General features: G+C 65.3%; 15 protein-coding genes. 8 read left to right on the top strand and 7 right to left on the bottom strand.

What is annotated here, in order from left to right; all coding sequences use genetic code 11:
- The first annotated feature begins 1 nt into the window (after position 1).
- The 4 genes from B9Z01_RS28120 to B9Z01_RS28105 are packed head-to-tail and all read left to right on the top strand — an operon-like array spanning position 2 to position 4,950.
- Positions 2-1,486 (top strand): efflux transporter outer membrane subunit, encoded by a 1,485-nt coding sequence (locus B9Z01_RS28120; protein WP_085488835.1) that lies wholly within the window; start codon positions 2-4, stop codon positions 1,484-1,486.
- On the top strand, positions 1,483-2,760 hold the full coding sequence (locus B9Z01_RS28115) for a paraquat-inducible protein A (RefSeq protein ID WP_085488834.1): 1,278 nt from the start codon (positions 1,483-1,485) through the stop codon (positions 2,758-2,760). The genes B9Z01_RS28120 and B9Z01_RS28115 overlap by 4 nt, the downstream gene beginning before the upstream one ends.
- Entirely contained in the window at positions 2,741-4,363 is a 1,623-nt protein-coding gene (locus B9Z01_RS28110; RefSeq protein WP_085488833.1) for a PqiB family protein, read from the top strand. The genes B9Z01_RS28115 and B9Z01_RS28110 overlap by 20 nt, the downstream gene beginning before the upstream one ends.
- Positions 4,363-4,950 (top strand): PqiC family protein, encoded by a 588-nt coding sequence (locus B9Z01_RS28105; RefSeq protein WP_085488832.1) that lies wholly within the window; start codon positions 4,363-4,365, stop codon positions 4,948-4,950. Before B9Z01_RS28110 ends, B9Z01_RS28105 begins: the two co-directional genes overlap by 1 nt.
- 148 nt (positions 4,951-5,098) lie before the next feature.
- Here the strand turns inward: B9Z01_RS28105 and B9Z01_RS28100 are convergent, their stop codons facing one another.
- Positions 5,099-6,043, bottom strand: coding sequence for a DMT family transporter (locus B9Z01_RS28100; protein ID WP_085488831.1), 945 nt, complete (start codon positions 6,041-6,043; stop codon positions 5,099-5,101).
- 102 nt (positions 6,044-6,145) lie between these two features.
- On the opposite strand from B9Z01_RS28100, the gene B9Z01_RS28095 reads away from it, so the two are divergent.
- Positions 6,146-7,003 carry a LysR family transcriptional regulator gene (locus B9Z01_RS28095; protein WP_085488830.1) on the top strand — a complete coding sequence of 286 codons (858 nt, stop codon included), beginning with the start codon at positions 6,146-6,148 and terminating at the stop codon, positions 7,001-7,003.
- Positions 7,004-7,024: 21 nt separating this feature from the next.
- Here B9Z01_RS28095 and B9Z01_RS28090 read toward each other — a convergent pair whose 3' ends face one another.
- The 6 genes from B9Z01_RS28090 to B9Z01_RS28065 all read right to left on the bottom strand — a co-directional run bounded on the left by B9Z01_RS28090 (position 7,025) and on the right by B9Z01_RS28065 (position 15,047).
- Positions 7,025-8,080, bottom strand: a complete 1,056-nt coding sequence (locus B9Z01_RS28090) for an ABC transporter ATP-binding protein (RefSeq protein ID WP_085488829.1) — start codon at positions 8,078-8,080, stop codon at positions 7,025-7,027.
- A 40-nt stretch (positions 8,081-8,120) separates the two neighbouring features.
- Entirely contained in the window at positions 8,121-9,725 is a 1,605-nt protein-coding gene (locus B9Z01_RS28085; protein WP_085488828.1) for an ABC transporter permease, read from the bottom strand.
- On the bottom strand, positions 9,726-10,757 hold the full coding sequence (locus tag B9Z01_RS28080; protein ID WP_085488947.1) for an iron ABC transporter substrate-binding protein: 1,032 nt from the start codon (positions 10,755-10,757) through the stop codon (positions 9,726-9,728).
- Between the two features lie 113 nt (positions 10,758-10,870).
- Positions 10,871-12,181 carry an iron uptake transporter deferrochelatase/peroxidase subunit gene (gene efeB / locus B9Z01_RS28075; RefSeq protein ID WP_085488827.1) on the bottom strand — a complete coding sequence of 437 codons (1,311 nt, stop codon included), beginning with the start codon at positions 12,179-12,181 and terminating at the stop codon, positions 10,871-10,873.
- A gap of 51 nt (positions 12,182-12,232) precedes the next feature.
- A complete protein-coding gene (locus tag B9Z01_RS28070) occupies positions 12,233-13,384 on the bottom strand; it encodes an NHL repeat-containing protein (RefSeq protein ID WP_143809087.1) in 1,152 nt (383 codons plus the stop codon).
- Positions 13,385-13,517: 133 nt separating this feature from the next.
- A complete protein-coding gene (locus B9Z01_RS28065; RefSeq protein ID WP_085488825.1) occupies positions 13,518-15,047 on the bottom strand; it encodes a carbohydrate porin in 1,530 nt (509 codons plus the stop codon).
- Positions 15,048-15,380: 333 nt separating this feature from the next.
- Here B9Z01_RS28065 and B9Z01_RS28060 point away from each other — a divergent pair, with 333 nt between their 5' ends.
- From B9Z01_RS28060 to B9Z01_RS28050, 3 genes are all read left to right on the top strand, one after another.
- Positions 15,381-16,112 (top strand): hypothetical protein, encoded by a 732-nt coding sequence (locus B9Z01_RS28060; protein ID WP_085488824.1) that lies wholly within the window; start codon positions 15,381-15,383, stop codon positions 16,110-16,112.
- 292 nt (positions 16,113-16,404) lie between these two features.
- Complete coding sequence (locus B9Z01_RS28055) at positions 16,405-17,241, top strand: arylamine N-acetyltransferase family protein (RefSeq protein WP_085488823.1); 837 nt, start codon at positions 16,405-16,407, stop codon at positions 17,239-17,241.
- Between the two features lie 77 nt (positions 17,242-17,318).
- Positions 17,319-17,999 (top strand): methyltransferase family protein, encoded by a 681-nt coding sequence (locus B9Z01_RS28050; protein ID WP_085488822.1) that lies wholly within the window; start codon positions 17,319-17,321, stop codon positions 17,997-17,999.
- Positions 18,000-18,084: the final 85 nt, after the last annotated feature.

The raw sequence follows: 18,084 nt of genomic DNA, 5'->3' as shown, positions 1-18,084 counted from the left end.
CATGCGTCGCTCAGTGTTCCTGCCGGTACTGGTACTCGTCCTTGTGGGACTGGGGGGCTGTCTGCTTGGTCCCAATTACGTCCGGCCGACGGTCGAGACACCGGCGACGTTCCGTTTCGAGTCCGGTGAAGCCGCCGAGATTGCCAATGCCGCATGGTGGGAGCAGTTCCAGGACCCCGTATTGAACGAGCTGATTGCCACTGCGCTCGCCGACAACAAGGACATCAAGATCGCGGCCGCACGTGTGGACCAGTTCCTCGGTCAGTTCGTCACAACCCGCGCGGGGTTGTTTCCGCAGGTGAGCGCGGGCGTCCAGGCGGGACGCGAGCGGGAATCGCAATCTGGACCGATACCGCTGCCTGCGGGGCTACCGCCGGTCTTCAACGACTTCCAGCAGACGCTCTCGGCGTCGTGGGAAATCGATCTGTTCGGCAAGGTGCGCCGTGAAACCGAAGCGGCGCGTGCGAGCCTGCTGGCGAGCGAGGAGGGGCGCCGCGCGGTGATCCTTTCTCTGGTCGCGTCGGTGGCGACCGCCTACATTAATCTGCGCAGCCTCGACCAGCAGCTTGCGATCGCAAAGGCCACCACCGCAAGCCGGCTGGAGTCGGTAAACGTGTTCACGTTGCGGTTCAAGGGCGGCGACGTGTCGCAGATGGAGCTCGCGCAGAGCCAGTCGGAATACGAGGCATCGGCCGCGACGATCCCGCAGCTGGAGGCGCAGATCGCCCAGCAGGAAGACGCGCTTTCGGTGCTGATGGGCCATAACCCGGGCGACATCCTGCGCGGTCGGCAACTGTCGGAACTCGCGATTCCTGTCGTGCCGGCGGGGCTGCCCTCGGATCTGCTCGAACGGCGTCCCGATCTTCTTCAGGCCGAACAGAACCTGGTTGCCGCGAACGCTCTGATCGGTGCGGCGCGCGCGCTTTATTTTCCGTCGATCTCCCTGACTGGACTGTTTGGTTCGGCAAGCGGGGAGTTCTCGAATCTGTTTAAAGGGCCGGCGAAGATCTGGACCTATGCCGGCTCGCTGACGGTGCCGATCTTCACTGCCGGCAGCATCAGCGGGCAGGTCAAGCAGGCCGAAGCCCAGCAGCAACAGGCATTGTTCCAGTACCAGCAGGCGATCCAGGTGGCGTTTCAGGAGGTCGACGATGCGCTTGTCGGATTACAGAAATCGCGGGAGCAACTCATGGTGCTGGGTCGCCAGGTGGATGCTCTGCGTGACTATGCAAAGTTTGCGCGGCTGCGCTATGAGGGCGGCTATACGAGCTACATCGAGGTGCTGGACGCCGAGCGCAGTCTGTTCAACGCTCAGCTCAGCTATACCCAGACCACCGGCACAGTGTTCAGTTCTGTCATCGCGCTTTACAAGGCGATGGGCGGCGGCTGGGTGGTCACCGCAGAACAGATGACGCACCAGACTCCGCAGCAGGAGGGCAGTATCTCCCGGAAGGGGGGCGACGCTATTGTGGAGCTGCCGCGATGACGACAAGGCCCATGATCGCCTGCCACGAATGCGATCTGTTGCAGCGCGAGCTGCCGCTGCCGCCGGGGGGCGTGCTGCGCTGCCGCCGATGCAACGCCGAGCTGTCGCGCAGCCGTCCGGACAGCGTCGACCGGGCGCTGGCGTTCACGCTCAGCGCAATGGTGCTGTTCGTCGTCGGGAACGCGTTTCCGATGGTCGGCCTCGATGTCAACGGCGATCTCGTTCAGACGACCTTGCTGGGCGCCGCTCGCGTGCTGTACGACGATGGCATGTGGCCGCTCGCCGGGCTCGTGCTGGCCACGACGTTCGTGATGCCCCTCCTGCAGATGGCGACGATGATTTATCTGCTGGTGCCGCTTCGCTTTGGCCGGCTTCCGTACCGGTTCGACGTGGTCTTCCGTCTTCTGCAGCTGGCCCGCCCATGGGGGATGACCGAGGTTCTGATACTCGGCATGCTGGTCGCACTGGTCAAGCTGGCCCACATCGCCAGTGTCGTGCCCGGCACGGCGTTGTGGACATTCGGCGCACTCATGGTGCTGCTTGCCGCGGCGAGCGGCGCGTTCGACCCGCGTGAATTCTGGGAGCGCACGCGCGCCGCGCAGGCGGCTGGCGCGGAGACCGTCGATTCAGTCACACCACGCGCACCCACAGCGATGGGTTCCGGCCTGCTGACCTGCCACACGTGCGAGCAGCTCGTGAAATCCTCCACGCACAGCGACGAAGCCGCCTGCCCGCGCTGCGGCGCGCGTCTTCACGCACGCAAGCCCAACAGTATCGGCCGCACATGGGCGTTCCTGATCGCCGCGATGGTCCTGTACGTCCCGGCAAACGCGCTGCCTGTCATGAACACCAGTTCGCTGTTCGGCAGCGAGAAAGATACGATCCTGAGCGGCGTGGTCTACCTCTGGACCTCCGGCTCATGGCCGCTCGCCGTGGTCGTGTTTATCGCGAGTATCGCAGTGCCGATGCTCAAGATCATCGCCTTGATGTTCCTCGTCATCTCCACGCAGTTCGGGTCGGCCTGGTCACCGCAACAACGCTCGCGCATCTACCGGGTGGTGGAACTGGTTGGGCGCTGGTCGATGCTCGACATTTACGTCATCACCATTCTCGTCGCGCTCGTGCAGTTCAAGGGCCTCGCGACCATCCAGGCAGGCCCTGCAGCCATCGCGTTCGGTTCGGTCGTCGTTCTGACCATGTTTGCCGCACTAGCGTTCGACCCGCGCCTGATCTGGGACCGGGCGGAGAGTAATCATGTCCAGGCCGCCCGGTAACATTCCGCCTGAAATTCCCGAGGCCGTTGTCGTGCCGCGCAAGCGCTGGCGCGTCCAGCTGGTCTGGCTGGTGCCGCTCGTCGCCGTGCTGATCGGCGGCTGGCTTGCCGTCAAGGCGGTCCTCGACAAGGGGCCGACGATCACGATCAGCTTCGAAACTGGCGAAGGGCTCGAGGCAGGCAAGACCAAGATCAAGTTCAAGAACGTGGACATCGGTACCATCACGAGCGTCGTGCTGTCGCCGGACCACAGCCGCGTGATTGCGCGTGCGGATCTCTCCAGGGACGCTTCGAGCCTGCTGGTCGACGACACGCGTTTCTGGGTCGTGCGCCCGCGCATTTCCGGGGGCACGGTATCAGGTATTGGCACGCTGCTGTCCGGTTCCTTCATCGGCATGGATGTGGGAACCGGGAAAGAGTCGCGCCGCGACTATGTCGGGCTCGAGAAGCCACCTGTTATCGCCACCGGCGTGCCTGGGCGGGAATTCATATTGAAGGGTGATGATATGGGCTCACTCGATGTGGGCTCTCCCATCTTTTTCAGGCGCCTGCAGGTGGGACAGGTCACGTCGTATGCGCTGGATGGAGATGGCAAAGGAGTGACGCTGCGCGTGTTCATCAACGCGCCCTATGACAGGTACGTCAAGGATGATTCCCGCTTCTGGCAAGCGAGCGGCGTCGACGTGTCGCTTGATACGAGCGGCGTCAAGGTCAACACCCAGTCGCTCGTGGCCATTCTCATCGGCGGGCTTGCATTCCAGACGCCCGAGGAGAACGCGGGGAAAAGCGAGGCCGCCGCGGGTACTGAGTTCTCACTGTTCCGTGACCGCACGGAGGCCATGAAGCGCCATGACCGCATCGTCGATACCTATGTATTTAACTTCACCGAATCGGTGCGTGGGCTGTCGGTCGGTGCACCCGTCGACTTCCGTGGAATCACCGTGGGTGAGGTGGCGGCGATTTATACGCGCTTCGATCCTGTCAAAAAGAAGTTCAGCATTCCGGTCGAGATTCGCCTTTACCCCGAGCGCTTCACATCGCGCTACAAGGATGGAGGAGAGGGTGGACGAGTTGCCGCCCCCGCCGATCGCCACGAACTGGGGAACTGGCTGGTCGAGCACGGTTTGCGTGGGCAACTGAAGACCGGGAACCTCCTGACTGGCCAGTTATATGTTGCGCTCGATTTCTTCCCCAACGCAGCGAAAGCGGCAATCGACTGGAGCGGCACCCCGCCTGAGATTCCGACCGTGCCCGGCGGCCTGCAATCATTGCAGGATTCGGTGACGTCGCTGCTGGCCAGACTGAACAAGATTCCGTTCGAGGGGATCGGCAACAACACGAAACAGACGCTGCTGGACGCCGATGCGCTTCTCAAGCGGCTGGACTCCGAGGTCCTGCCCCAGGCGCGCGCCACACTGGCAGCGGCACAGACTGCACTGAATTCCGCAAACACAGCGCTGCAGCCTGACTCGCCACTCACCCAGAGCACCAGCGAAACGATGCGCGAACTCGCACGCACCGCGGCGGCTTTCCGTACGTTGGCTGACTACCTCGAGCGTCATCCAGAGGCGCTGATTCGCGGCAAGCCGGAGGATAAAAAGTGATGCGCACGTTCCTGTCCCGGGCGTTGCTGCTGACGGTCGCCGCACTGGGCGCCTGTGGTACGTCGCCAACCGCCAGCTTCTATACGTTAGGCGCGGTCGCCGCGCGTGAAGACGACTACCCCGTCCGCCCGGTCGGTGTCGTGGTCACATCGGTTACGGTGCCTGATCTCGTGGACCGCCCGCAGTTCGTGGTTCGCGTCAGCGATAATCAGGTGAAGCTCGACGAGTTTGCACGCTGGGCGGACCCGTTGAAGAGCCAGATTCCGCGCGTAATAGCGGCGGATCTGGTGGTTCTCCTGCCCGGCGCCCGCGTGTCCATGTATCCGCAGGAAGTCGATGCGGGAGCACCGTACCGGGTCCGGGTCGAGCTTCAGCGGTTCGAAGGGGCGCCCGGCGATGCGGCGACGGTCGAGGCGCTCTGGGTAGTTATCCCGCCCAAAGGCAGCCCGTCGATAAACGGCCATACGTTGGCGCGCGAGCCCAGCCCGGGCCCGGGCTACGAGGCACTCACGGCGGCGTACAGCAAAGCGCTGGGAGACGTGAGCCGTGATATAGCCGCGGCGATTCAGGCCAGCCTGTCGAAGTGAAGCGAGGTGGGGGCGTCGCATTCACCCGCAGATACATGGAATCGCGGTCACGGAGCTTATAGGGCTTGCCTTGCGGTTCGGCGTTCAGCAGGAGCGGCTGAGTGAGCTTCATGGATCAAGTCGGACCCATGTTGCGCAGGTGCCAGGCTCACTCCACACGACGCCGCGCGCGGCCGCCCGGATGCAATAGCGAAAACAGCGGCGACAGCAGCGGCCAGCCCAGATTGACGCCGAGACTTGCCATGACGATCAGCGCCATGCCCGCGAGTTGCGGCAACGACAGCGCGCGGCCGTACACGAGCGCATCGACGACGATCGCGGTGAGCGGATAGACGAACAGCAATACCGCGATCACCGGCGTGCTCAGTTTCGGCAGCGCGCCGTAAATCAGCACATACGCCAGCCCCGTGTGCAGCACGCCCATGCCGATCAGCCAGAACCACTGCATCGGGCCGATATGCGTGAGCGTCAATGGGGCGATCAGCGGTGCAATCAGCGGCAGACAGATCACGCCGACCGCGCATTGCGCGAGCGTCAGCAGATGCGGGCGCAACCCGCCGAGGCTCTTCGCGATCAACGTGACGCTCGCATACAGCAGCGAGCCGAACAGCGCCTCGCCAAGACCGATCAGATAGCTCGTGTGACCCTGCAGGTTCCCGCTGGCGGCCACGCCCGACGCCAGCACCAGCCCGACGAAGGCGGCGGCGATCCAGCCGAGCCGGTCCGCGCCGAGCCGCTCGTTGAAAAGCGCCGCGCCGATCAGCACGACCCAGAACGGCTGCACATGAAACACGACCGTCGCGACCGCGATGCTCGTGCGATGGATCGCATCGAAGAATCCAACCCACTGCGTGACCATCAGCACACCGGAGATCAGCGCGAGCACGACCGTGCGGCGCGTGAAATGCGCGCGCGTGAAGAAGCCCTTCCACGCGCAATATGCGGCGAGCGACAGGAAGCCGAACAGGCAGCGAAAGAACACGAGCGTGAGCGCGTCGAGCCGCGCTTCCTCGACGAAAACGCCGAGCGTGCCCATCAGCAATCCGCCGCTCGCGAGTGTGATCGCGCCTTGTTGAGGTTGGCTGAGGGACATGCAAAACGGCTCCGTAAGGGAATGAGCCCGAGTATTGCGCCGCTTGCGGGCTCATCACAAACGAATTAAATTGAGAAATTCCATAAGCTGGATTGATGAATCGTGAACCCTGAATTCGACGTCGACCTGTTGCGCAGCTTCGTCGCGGTCGTGGAGGCGGGCAGCTTCACGAAGGCGGCGGCGAGCGTGCATCGTTCGCAGGCGGCGGTCAGCATGCAGATCAAGCGGCTCGAGGCGATGCTCGGCACGACGCTATTCGTGCGCAACACGCGCAATCTGTCGCTTACGCGGCCCGGCAATACGCTGCTCGAATACGCGCGGCGCGCGCTTGCGTTGCAGGAGGAGGCGTGGTCGGCGATCGTGCGGCCCGAGGTGAGCGGGCGCGTCGTGCTCGGTGCGCCGGACGACTATGTGTCGTCGCTGCTGTCGCCGGTGTTGCGGCGCTTCGCGAATCTGTACCCGCGCGTCGAGATCGAGATCGTCTGCGCGCAGAGCACCGCGCTCGCGCCGATGCTCGCCGACAACAAGATCGACCTCGCGTTCGTCACGCGCGACCGCAAGCTGCGTGGCGAATTCGTGCGCAGCGAGCCGATGGCGTGGGTCGGCGCGTCGGTCGATACCGCGGTGCTGAAGACGTCGCCGTTGCCGGTGGGGCTTTACGAACCGGGCTGCGTCGCGCGCCAGCACACGCTGGCCGCGCTCGATGGCGCGCGCATCCGCTATCGTGCGGCGTTCAGCAGCGCGAGTCTGATGGGACTCGTCGCGACCGTCGATGCGGGTTTGTCGGTGATCGCGCTCACGCGTTGCAGCGTGCCGCCGCGGCTCGCGATTCTCGGTGAGGCGCAGGGTTTGCCGAAGATCGCGCCGCTCGAAATCGTGGTGGCGCGCAGCGCGAAATCGGACCGGCCGACCTGCGATTATCTGGCGCAGCAGATGATGCAGGATCTGTCGCTGCGATAGTGACGGCCCCCGCTATAACCCTCAACCGCGGGGATAAGCCGTCACCTCTCCATCGACCGCAATCCGCACCCGCGCGCCCGGCCGCGGACACAGATAACCGGGCACGCGCGCGCGCACCATCGTCCGCGTGGCGGACTGCAATTGCAGCGCGACGCTCGCGTCTTGCCCCTGGAAGATCACGTCGGTGACGAGCGCGTCATGCGCGGCATCTGCTCGCGCGGCTTCGTCGGCGCGCAGCAGACGGATCTGCTCGGGCCGCAGCATCACGTCGACCGCACCGTTGCCGACCGGCGCGGCGAGCGCGAGTTCGCCCAGTTCGCAGCTCGCGCGATCCTGCCGCGCGATGCCCGGCAACAGCACCGCCTCGCCGACGAACGACGCGAGTTCGCGCGTCACCGGCCGCCGGTACAGCGCTTCGGGCGTCGCCGTCTGGATCAGCCGGCCGTTCCACAGCACCGCGACTTCATGCCCGAGCGACAGCGCCTCGGACTGATCGTGCGTGACCAGCACCGCGGTCGCATCGGCCGCGGCGAGCGCGCTCGCCACCGCCTGGCGCGTTTCGACGCGCAACGCGGCGTCGAGCGACGAGAACGGCTCGTCGAGCATCACCAGCGTCGGCGCGGGCGCGAGCGCGCGAGCGAGCGCGACGCGCTGCTGCTGTCCGCCCGACAATTGCTGCGGCGCGCGCTCGCCGAAATGCGCGGGCAAGCCGACCAGTTCGAGCAGTTCGGCGACGCGATGCCGCGCGCGGCGCTGCGTGCGCGGCAGGCCGAACACGATGTTGTCCGCGACCGACAGATGCGGAAACAGCGCGCCTTCCTGCGGCACATAGCCGATGCGGCGCTGCTCCGAGGGCACGTGCAGGTTGTCGCCGACGACGCGCCGTCCGTCGATCTCGACGCTGCCGCCGTCCGCGCGCTCGAAGCCGCACAGCAGGCGCAGCAGTGTGGTCTTGCCGCTGCCCGAGGGGCCGAGCAGCGCGAGCAGTGTGCCGCGCTCGACCGAGAGATCGATGCCGTGCAGCACCGGGTGGCCGTCGAACGATTTCTGCAGTCCGCGGATACGAAGTTCGCTCATGAAAATCCGATGGAGTCCGAAGATAAAATCCAGTGCTCGCTCAACCACGTTCGCCGAGCAATGCCGAGCGGCCGAGCAGCGCGAACAGCAGCCCCGACGCGAGCAGCGAGATGCCCGTGAGCAGCGCCGCATACGGCGCGGCGGCGGCGAACGCCATCGTCGAGGTGTCGGCCCACACTTGCGTCGCGAGCGTTTGCGTATCGAGCGGCGAGAGCAGCAGCGTCGCGTTCAGTTCCGTGACGACCGAGATGAACACCATCGCCGCCGCCGCGCCGAGGCCGGGACCGGCGAGCGGCAGGATCACGCGCGCGAGCGTCTGCGGCCAGTTCAGGCCGAGTGCGCGCGCGGTTTCCTCGAGACGCGGCTGTGCCTGCATGAACGCGGCGCGCACGCTCACGAGCGCGACCGGCATGAACAGGATCGCGTATGCGACGACGAGCAGCGTCGCGCTCTGATAGAGCGGCTGCAGCGCATGCACCGCGAGCGAGACGATCGCGAGCGCAATGACGAGCCCCGGCACCCCTTGCGCGAGAAACACGCTGCGCTCGAAGAGTGTCGCGAAGCGCGTCGGATAGCGCACGAGCAGAAACGCGAGCGGCACGACGAGCAGCGTCGTCAGCGCGGCGGCGGCGAGGCCGAAGCCGAGCGACGAAAGCGTCGCATTGAGTAGCAGTTCGGGCGACACGTCGGCGGGTGTGACGGCGGCCGCGCCCGGCTGCGTGAGCCAGAAGCCGATCATGCCGAGCGGCACGCCGAGCGTGGTCAGCGCGAGCAGCGCGAAGCCCGCGACGACGACCCAGCGCCACGCGCCGAGGTCGTAGCGCAGCACCGCGCGGCGGGTGCCGCGATCGACGCGCTCATAGCGCGCCGAGCCGCGCACGCGAAACTCGAACGCGAGCACGACGAGACAGATTACGATCAGCAGGCACGCGAGCAGCGATGCGCCGCCGCCGTCGAAACTGGTGCGGAATTCCGCGTAGATCTGCGTCGTGAACGTACGAAAGCGCAGCAGCGTAAACGCGCCGAACTCCGACAGCACGCTGAGCGCGACGAGCAGCATGCCGCCGAGCAGCGCCGGGCGCAGTTGCGGCAGCACGACGCGCACGAAGCTCGTCCAGCGGTTGCAGCCGAGCGCGCGCGCACTTTCTTCGAGCGCGGGGTCCATGCCGCGCAGCGCGGCCGCGACCGGCAGATAGACGAGCGGGAAATACGCGCAGGTGAGCACGAGCAGCGCGCCGTTGAAGTCCTGCAGGTCCTCGCTCAACGACACCCACGCATAGCTCGAAATGAAGGCGGGCATCGCGAGCGGCGCGGCGCAAAGCACGGCCCACGCGCGGCGTCCCGGTAGATTTGTGCGCTCGACGAACCACGCGGCGGCCGTGCCGAGCACCGCGCATACGAGTGTGGTCGCGACGGTAATCAGCACCGTGTTGACGAGCAGTTCGCCGACGAGCGGCCGCCAGATCAGATCGAGCGCGTCGCCGATACCGAAGCTCGCGGCGCGCCAGAACGTAAACGCAATCGGCAGCAGCACCAGCAAGGCGCTGAGTGCTGCCGCCGCGAACAGGCCGCGCGGCGCGCGCGCACGCGCGTGCGCCGGGGCGGGGGGGACAGCCGGCGGACCGGCTGACAGCGTTTCGCTCATTTACAGCAGACCCGCCTCGCGCAGCAGCTTACCGGCCTGGCTATCGTCGCCGAGCTGCTGGATCGTCAGCGCGGGCGGACTCAGTTCCGCGAACGGCTTGAGGATCGGGTCCGGCGCGACGCCTGCGCGCAGCGGATATTCGAACATCACGTGGCTATTCGCCATCAACTGCTGTGCGCGTTCGCTGACCAGATACGCGAGAAACTTCTGCGCGCCGTCCGCGTTGTGGGCCGACTTCAGCACGCCCGCGCCCGATACGTTCACGAGCGCGCCGGCATCGCCGTGGCCGAAGTGATAAATCGCGCTGCGGGTTTTCGCATCGCCGATCTCGGCGTGCAGGCGCGCCCAGTAGTAGTTGTTGATGAGGCCGGTCGCGACCGCGCCGCGATTCACCGCGGCGACCACGCCTTCGTCGTCGTCGAAAATCTGCGAGTTGGCTTTGAGGCCCTTGAGCCACGCGAGCGTTTGCTCTTCGCCCTTCAGCGCGAGCACGGCGCTCACGAGCGGCAGGAAATCGCCGTCGCTCGGCGCGATGCCGACCCGGCCTTTCCATTCCGGCTTCGCGAGATCGAACAGCGACTGCGGCAGTTGCGACGGCTGCAGCTTCGTCGTGTTGTACGCGAGCACGTTCTCACGCGCGGTCACGGCGACCCACGCGCCGCTGGGCGAATTGAAGCGCGCGGGCACTGCGCCGAGCGTCGCTGCGTCGACCTTCGCGAGCAGGCCCTTTTCCTCGAGCAGCATCAGCTCCGGCGAGTTCTCCGTGAAGTACACGTCGGCGGGCGATGCGGCGCCTTCCGCGACGATCTGCGCGGCGAGCGCCGGGCCTTCACCGCTGCGGATTTTCACCGAGATGCCCGACTCCTTCTCGAAGTCTTTCGCGAGCAGGTTGACGACCTGCTCGTGTTGCGCGTTGTACAGCGTGATCGATGCCGCATGGGCTGCCGACGGCATCGTCGCGAAAGCGGTGAACGTGAGCGCGGCCACGCCGCTCAGTGCGCGCAGGCGGGCGCCAAACCAGGAATGAGCCATGTTGCAAAAGTCCGTTTTGATTGCGTTGAGTGAGCCGGACGGTGCGCGTCCGGCGTATTTCATTTACTTCGGATGTCTGATCGAATGCATGGGCAGATACATAAGCGGCTGCATCATGTCTCGAACAGCCCCGCGCCGATATACGAACCCGGCTTCGCACCCGGCGGCACCACGAAAATCGCGCTGCCGACATGGGTCGTGAACTGGTTCATCATGTCGAACTTCGCGAGCCGGTCGTTGATCGGAATGAAACCGGTGCGCGGGTCGCTCTGGTGCGCGATGAAAATGAGCCCCGCGTCGTACTCGGTTTCCTGACGCCACGGCGGCCAGCGCTCGATATAGAAGTTCGTGCCTTCGTTGTACGAATACGAGCGGCGCAGAATCTGCGCGCCGTTGTTGCTCGCCCGATTCGACAGACGCACGTGCGAGTTCTCCGGGATCAGCGGGTTGCCGTCCTTGTCCTCGGCGGTGAGATCCACCGCGTCGAACTCGTTCTTGCTGCCGATCGGCGCGCCGCTGTACTTGTGTCGGCCGAACACCTGCTCCTGGAAGCCGAGCTCGGTGTTGTCCCAATGTTCGAGCGTGATGCGGATGCGGCGCACGACCGTGTAGGTGCCGCCTTCCATCCACGGCGCGTCGTCGGTAGCGCGAGCCCACACGAACTGGTTCATCGACTGCGGATTCGCGATCGGCGGATTGTTGGTGCCGTCCTTGAAGCCCATCAGATTGCGTGGCGTCTGGCCGCGCGGACCCGACAGGAAACCGGCCTGGCCCCAGCGCATCGTCGCGACGCCGTAGGCGCGGCGCGTCAGTTGCCGCACCGCGTGAAACGCGACCTGCGCATCGTTCGCGCATGCCTGGATGAAGAGATCGCCGCCGGTCTTCTCGTGGATCAACTGATCGCCGTTAAAGCGCGGCAGATCGACGAGCGCGGCGGGGCGGCGCGCGGCGAGCCCGTAGCGGTCCTTGCCTTCATGCGTGAAGAGGCCGGGGCCGAAGCCGAACGTGATCGTGAGTGCGTTCGGGCCGAGACCGAGCACGTCGCCGGAATCGGGCGCGGCGTGGTTGTCGCCGGCGTCGCCCGTGGGCAGCGCGGCGGCCGTGTCGCCCCGGGTGAGGCGCGCGGCGGCCTCGGTCCACGTGCGCAGGAGGGCGATCACGTCGTCGCGCTTGTCGGTGGTCAGATCGAGCGCGGCGACGTAGGTGTGACTCTGCTGCGGCGTGACGATGCCGCCCTGATGCGCGCCGTAGAACGGCTCGACGGCGAGCTGCGGATCGTGCTCGGTGCCGGGGGCGGGCGCCTTCGCAAGCGCGGGCTGCGACGTCGCGAGGCCGGCGCCCAGGCTCGCGCCGGCGGCGACCGCGGCGCCTCCGGCCTTAAGAAAACCGCGGCGGGACGGCCGTGGGGGTTGATCGTTTGTCATGGTCACTTCACTTTCATCAGGCGTTGATGCTGTGGTTCGCTGCGGCGCGGCTTACTTCGCGAGCACGAGCGTATTCACGTCGTCTTCGACGTAGTAGAAGCCGTCGCCTTCCGGCGTCATCGCGATCCCGAAGAGGTCGCCGTTGCCCGGCGGCGATTGCGCCTTGTCGGTGTCGATCCAGCGCGCGTAGATCTGCTTGCCGGTCGCCGGATCGATTTCGACGACCTGGCCGTTCAGCGCGTTGGTCACGAGCAGGTGGCCGTTCGGCGTGGTGGTCATCGCGAGCGGGCGATGCAGCAGGCCGTCGGCGGTCAGCTGCCGGCCGACGCCCGCGCTCGTGTCGCGCGTGAGCGGATCGTCGATTTCGGTGATGCGGTTGCCGATCGCGTCGGACACGTACAGCAGTTTCTGATCGGCCGACATCGCGAGCCCGGTCGGCCCGACGAGGAACACGCCCTTGTCGGCCTGCGCGCCGAAGCCACTGCCGATCACGGTTTCCTTTTTCACGACGGGCGGTTTGCCGTCCGGCACGTCGAGGTCGAGCCGCAGCACGGTGGCCTGCTTGAAGACGGGGGGATCGCCGTCCGCGCCGCCCACGCCGAAGCCCGCGTTGCTGACGAACAGCGTCGCGCTCGTGCCGTTGTCGACGACCGCCATGTTGCCCCACGGGTCGTTGATGTTCGGGCTCGTGATCGTCGAGGCGATCTTGCCGTGCGGGTCGATCACGATCAGGCAGCCGGCGCCCTTGGTGCCGGTGGTGCCGTCGTTGCTCGGCGTGCTGCCGATGATCACATAGCCCGACTTCAGCATCGTCATCGCCGTGGACAGGCCGATGCCGCCCGGACACTCCTTGAGGTCGCGCGGCACGGTCGCGAACACCGTCATCTGTTTGGTGTCCGGATGATAGTTGACGATCGTGCTGCCGGTGCCCTGCAGATTCGTCGAATTGTTGAAGTTGCCGACCAGCACGTCGCCCTTCTTGACGGTGCCCGCGCTGACCGGCGCGACCACGACCGCGTACGGGTTCTGGTCGCCGTTCTCGGGCACGGTGTTGATGAGCGTCGTGTGGTGCTTGATGGTTTCGAGGAAACCTTGCGGCTCGGCCTGCGCGCTGGCGGCCGTCGCGAAGGCGGCGGCGCCGGCTGCTGCGGCGATCAGAGCCCGCGCGGCGCGTGGCGAAAACTTGCGCGTGGGATGGTTCACGATTGGGCCTCCGTGCATGAGCACAAAGCAGGGGTTGCGGCGAGGATCGAAAGCATGGGAAGTGCGGGTCCGGTTGCGTGTGAGTGCGTGTGATTGGGTAGGCGCGAGCGGTATGTGTGAGCCGCGGACGGCGTCAGAAATTGATGTTGGTCCGTACGCCGACGACGAACGTATTGCGCAGCGGCTGCGTCGGGTCGCTCGGGTTCTGGCCGGCGCCGGCGTTGAACGTGTACTGCGCATCGGCCTGCAATTGCCACCACGGATTGACCTGGTACTGATAGGTCGCCTCGAGCGTGGTTTCGCTCGTGCGCACGCCGTACGGGCCGCCGGTGAATGCCTGGGTATCCTGATCGAGTCCGTTCACGTGATTGCCGACCTTGATATAGGTGAGCGCGAGGCCCGCGCTATCGTTGTCGCGGCCGGCGAACGGTGCCTTCAGCACGATGCCGAGGTTGGCCGCGAGGCTCACGAGGTTGCGGTCGCCGGGCGCGCCCATCACGCGCGCGAACACGCCGAGGCTGCGCGGCCCGTCCGGATCCGGGCGCCACACCATCTGGTCGGCGACCGCGTAAATGCTGTAGTTGCCATGATGGTTCGCGGCAATCCCGGTCGACGCCGGATTCGCGAGCGACAAGCCTGTGTTGTCGTAACGCTGATCCGCGAAAGTGTTCGTGTTGTACCAGAGGCCGAGCTTGTAGGTGCCGGGCAGACCGCCGCCGCCCGCGCCGACCATTTGACCCTCGGCCGGCTGGTTGATCGAGTACTGCAACTCGCCGATCCACAACGCGCCGTTATGCAGGTTGAAGTTCGTGCCGCTCATGTTGTCCGGGTTGTTGCCGAGCGGGTCGCCCGAGTACACGCCGGCCAGCGCGGTCAACGAAGGGGTGATCTGGCCGCGTACGCGCACGCCGAGGCCCGCGAGCGGATAGGCGGGACCGCCGGACGGCAGATCGTACGAAGGCACCGCGGGCCAGCCGAACATCGTGTTCAGGAAGAGCGCCGCATACGAACTCGTGATGAATTCCTGGTCGAGACTCTGCTGGCCGATCTTCACGTCGACACGCTTGTCGAGAAACGACTGCTGATACCAGAGCTCCCACAGACGCGTCGCGTCGTCGGCCTCGATGCCGCTCGCGGTATTGAGCGTGCCGAGCTTGTTCGCGCTTAGGTTCGCGCCGTGAATCTGCAGCGCGCTCACGTTGAAAAGGCCGCCCGGCAGGCCGAACGCTTTCTGCGTATCGAGTTGTACGGTGGCGGTGGTGAGGCCGTCGTAGTCAGCGCCGCGTGCGAGACCGCCGCGCAGATTCGCGAGCACTTCGCTGGTTTCGGTCAGCGTAAACGTCACGCCGTATTTGCCGAGCCACGGACGCAGACCGCCTATGTCGCCGAGCATCTGCTGGCGGTTCCAGAAGCCGGTCCACTGGTCGGTCTGGGTCGCCTGGATTTTCAGGTCGGCTTCGGGTGCTTCCGGGGCCGCGTCGGGATTAGTCTCGGCCATCGCCACGCCGGCAGTCAGCGACGCCCAGGCGAAAGCCGTGCACAGTGCGACGTTTCGCATCGAAGGCACACGCGTACGCGTACGATGAATTGCGCCGGCGCGTGTTGAGGAGTCGCAAAGTGGACGCGTGTCAGAGCGGCGTCCGTTGAGTTGGGCGAACTTCATCGAGATCCTTGTTGGTGTTGTTTCGACTGATCTAATCAACGTTGCGACTGCCTCGCGGGCGAATTCGCGTGATGTCCTGGGATGTCGAGGCAGCGGATGGCGAGATCGTACGCAGGCGAATCAGGAGAGTCAATGAAAATAAGAACGATTCTCATATATATTACCGACACCTTAATTCCAACCTTTACGGACTACTCTTAAAACACATGTGTTTGTAATTAATAACGAATAAATGTGTAAATGAATTGTATTAATGTGCTCATACCGAACGTAAAGGGACGCATGATGTCGAAGCGCACGAGTAACCTGAAAGCTCAAAATAAGGAGATGGAAATGAATCGACGCGTTCTTCTGGTTTCATTGCTGACGAGCGGTGCTCTGTTGGCGGGCGGCGCGGCGCATGCGCAGTTGAATCTGAAGCAGTTCGGCATCGGCGGCGGTGACAGTTCGGCCGGCGGCTCGGCAGGCGGCGGCCTCGGCGGCGCGGTGAGCAATGCGCTCGGCGGCAATTCGGCGAGCGCTTCGTCGGGCGGGGTGTCGCAGTTGTTGCAGAACTACGTGGGCGCGAACCAGCAGGTGCTGAGCGGTCAATCGAGCCTTGCCTCGGCGATGGGCATGACGAGCGCGGCCGGCCAGGCGCAGCAGGCGGCTGGGCTGCTGAGCGGCGGCACGCCGTCGGTGAGTCAATTGACGCAGATGGGCAGCACGCAACAGTCGTTGTCGCAGAAGCTGACCAATGCGTTCTCGAGTCAAGCGGGAGGCGGCGCGTCGGCGACGCCGATCAACAAGGAAGCGTTCACCGAAGGGTTGTCGTCGCTTGGCAAGGGCGTGAGCCAGTATTCGAGTTTGCAGTCGGGGCTCGGCAGCGTGGGGCAGATGAGTCCGAGCGCGTTGCTGCAATCGGGCCTTAACCCGCAGACCGCGCAAAGCGCGTCGTATATCGCGCAGTCGGCGCCGGGCCAGTTGCAGTCGCTGATGTCGACGCTGAGTTCGGCCGTGCAGTTCGCGTCGAGCCACGGCATCAGCGTGCCGTCGGTCGCGACTTCGGCGTTGAAGGGAATGTAGTTGGGGGGATGTCGTTGCCGCGGTCATTGCCGCTGCGATCGCGGTGGCATTTGCCGCGCTAGTTGATGCAATGTCGCGCGGTCTGCAGGAAGGTGCCGCCGCTCATGCGGCGCCGTGTCCGTCAGCTTGCGCGCCGCGACGAAAACAGGCTTGCTTGCGGATCAGCCGCATCGTGCCGGGCGCGCGCGAAAGCCGCTAAGATAGTTTTGCTGAAGCGGGCTCGCGCGTTGCACGCAAGCGCCGCCGGCCCGCGTGCGGTGAACCCGCCATCCTTTCTATCGGAACCACGCCGATGTCCCACGCCATCAATCTGGAAAACTACTTCTCCCGCATCGGCTACTCGGGTCCGCGCGCGGCCACGCTGGAAGTGCTGCAGGCGATTCACCGGCTGCATCCTATGGCGATTCCGTTCGAGAACCTGAATGTGCTCACGGGCCGTCCGGTCAAGCTGGACCTCGAATCGCTCGAACGCAAGCTCGTTACCGAAAAGCGGGGCGGCTACTGCTTCGAGCAGAACACGCTGTTCGCGAACGTGCTGATGCAGCTCGGCTTCAAGGTCACACCGCTGCTCGGACGCGTGCTGTGGGGCCGCGAGCCCGGCACTATTGCGCCGCGCACGCACATGGTGCTGCGCATCGACATCGGCGATGACGCGTGGATCGCCGACGTCGGCTTCGGCAGCGTGACGCTGACCGCGCCGCTGCGTTTGATCGCGGGCCTCGCACAGCCGGTTCCGCTCGGCAACTTCCGCCTCGCCGACGCCGGGCGCGACATGTTGTATCTCGAAGTGCAGGCGCCTGACGAAGGCTGGGCGCGCGTCTATCGCTTCGATCTGCATCCGGTCGAATGGATCGATTACGAGACCTCGAACTGGTACACGTCGACCTCGCCGGATTCGGTGTTCGCGCACAACCTGATGGTGTGTCGCGTGTTGTCCGACTTGCGCGTCACGCTCCTGAACGACCATCTGAACGAGCGCGATGCGCAAGGCCGGATCGTCATCGAGCGGCAGATCGCAAGCGCTGGCGAACTCGCCGACTGTCTGCGCGAGCGCTTCGGTTTGAACCTCGAAGACCTCGACATTGCCAGCGTGTTCGAGCGCGTGCGGACGCGCAACGAGGCCGTTTGATGAGACCACTTAACAGGACTGCTCGATGAGGCCATGTAACGCAGCCACATAAGCAGCCCGCCCAAGGAGGTGCCGCCATGGTCGCCCGTCTGATCCTGCAATCGCTCGCATGGCTCGCGGGCATGGGCGTGCTGCTGTTCGGCGCGGCGGGCACGCTCGCGTGGCCGGCGGCGTGGTGGTATGTGCTTGAGCTGGCCGTGTTGAGTCTATGGCTCGGTCTGTGGCTCGCGCGTCATGATCCCGCGTTGCTGGCCGAGCGGCTCGCGCCGTTCGTGCAGGCGCAGCAGAGCCGCTGGGATCGCCTGTTCATGGCCGTGGTCGCGCTCGTATGGTGCGCCTGGCTGATCCTCATGGGCTTCGACGCGGTGCGCTTTCGCTGGTCCGCGCCGCTGCCGGTCCTGCTCGTGAGCTTCGGTTCGCTGTGCGTGTTCTTGTGCATCTTCATGTGCCGTTTCGTCTTTCGCGCGAACAGCTACGCGGCGCCGGTCGTGAAGATTCAGGCGAGCCGCGGCCACAAGGTGGCCGACACCGGTCCTTATGCGTATGTTCGTCATCCGATGTATGCCGCCGCGCTGCTGTTCTTCATCGGCACGCCGCTCATGCTCGGCTCATGGTGGGGGCTCGCGGCGCTGCCCTTGATGGCGTTCGGCATGGGCTGGCGCGCGGTGCGTGAGGAGCGCCTGCTCGCCGAGCAGCTCGACGGCTACGCGGCCTATATGGAACGGGTGCGCTTCCGCTTCGTGCCGTTCATCTGGTAGCACGCCGCGTTTCGCGATAGCAACGCGCGGGCGAAACACATCGAGAAAACGCGCGAACCCGCGGCCGAACCAGATAAGATTGGGC

The organism is Paraburkholderia susongensis, from assembly GCF_900177725.1.
Classification (GTDB): Bacteria; Pseudomonadota; Gammaproteobacteria; order Burkholderiales; family Burkholderiaceae; genus Paraburkholderia; species Paraburkholderia susongensis.
The sequence above is the reverse complement of the archived record's forward strand: the minus strand, read 5'-3'. Positions and strand labels throughout refer to the sequence as shown.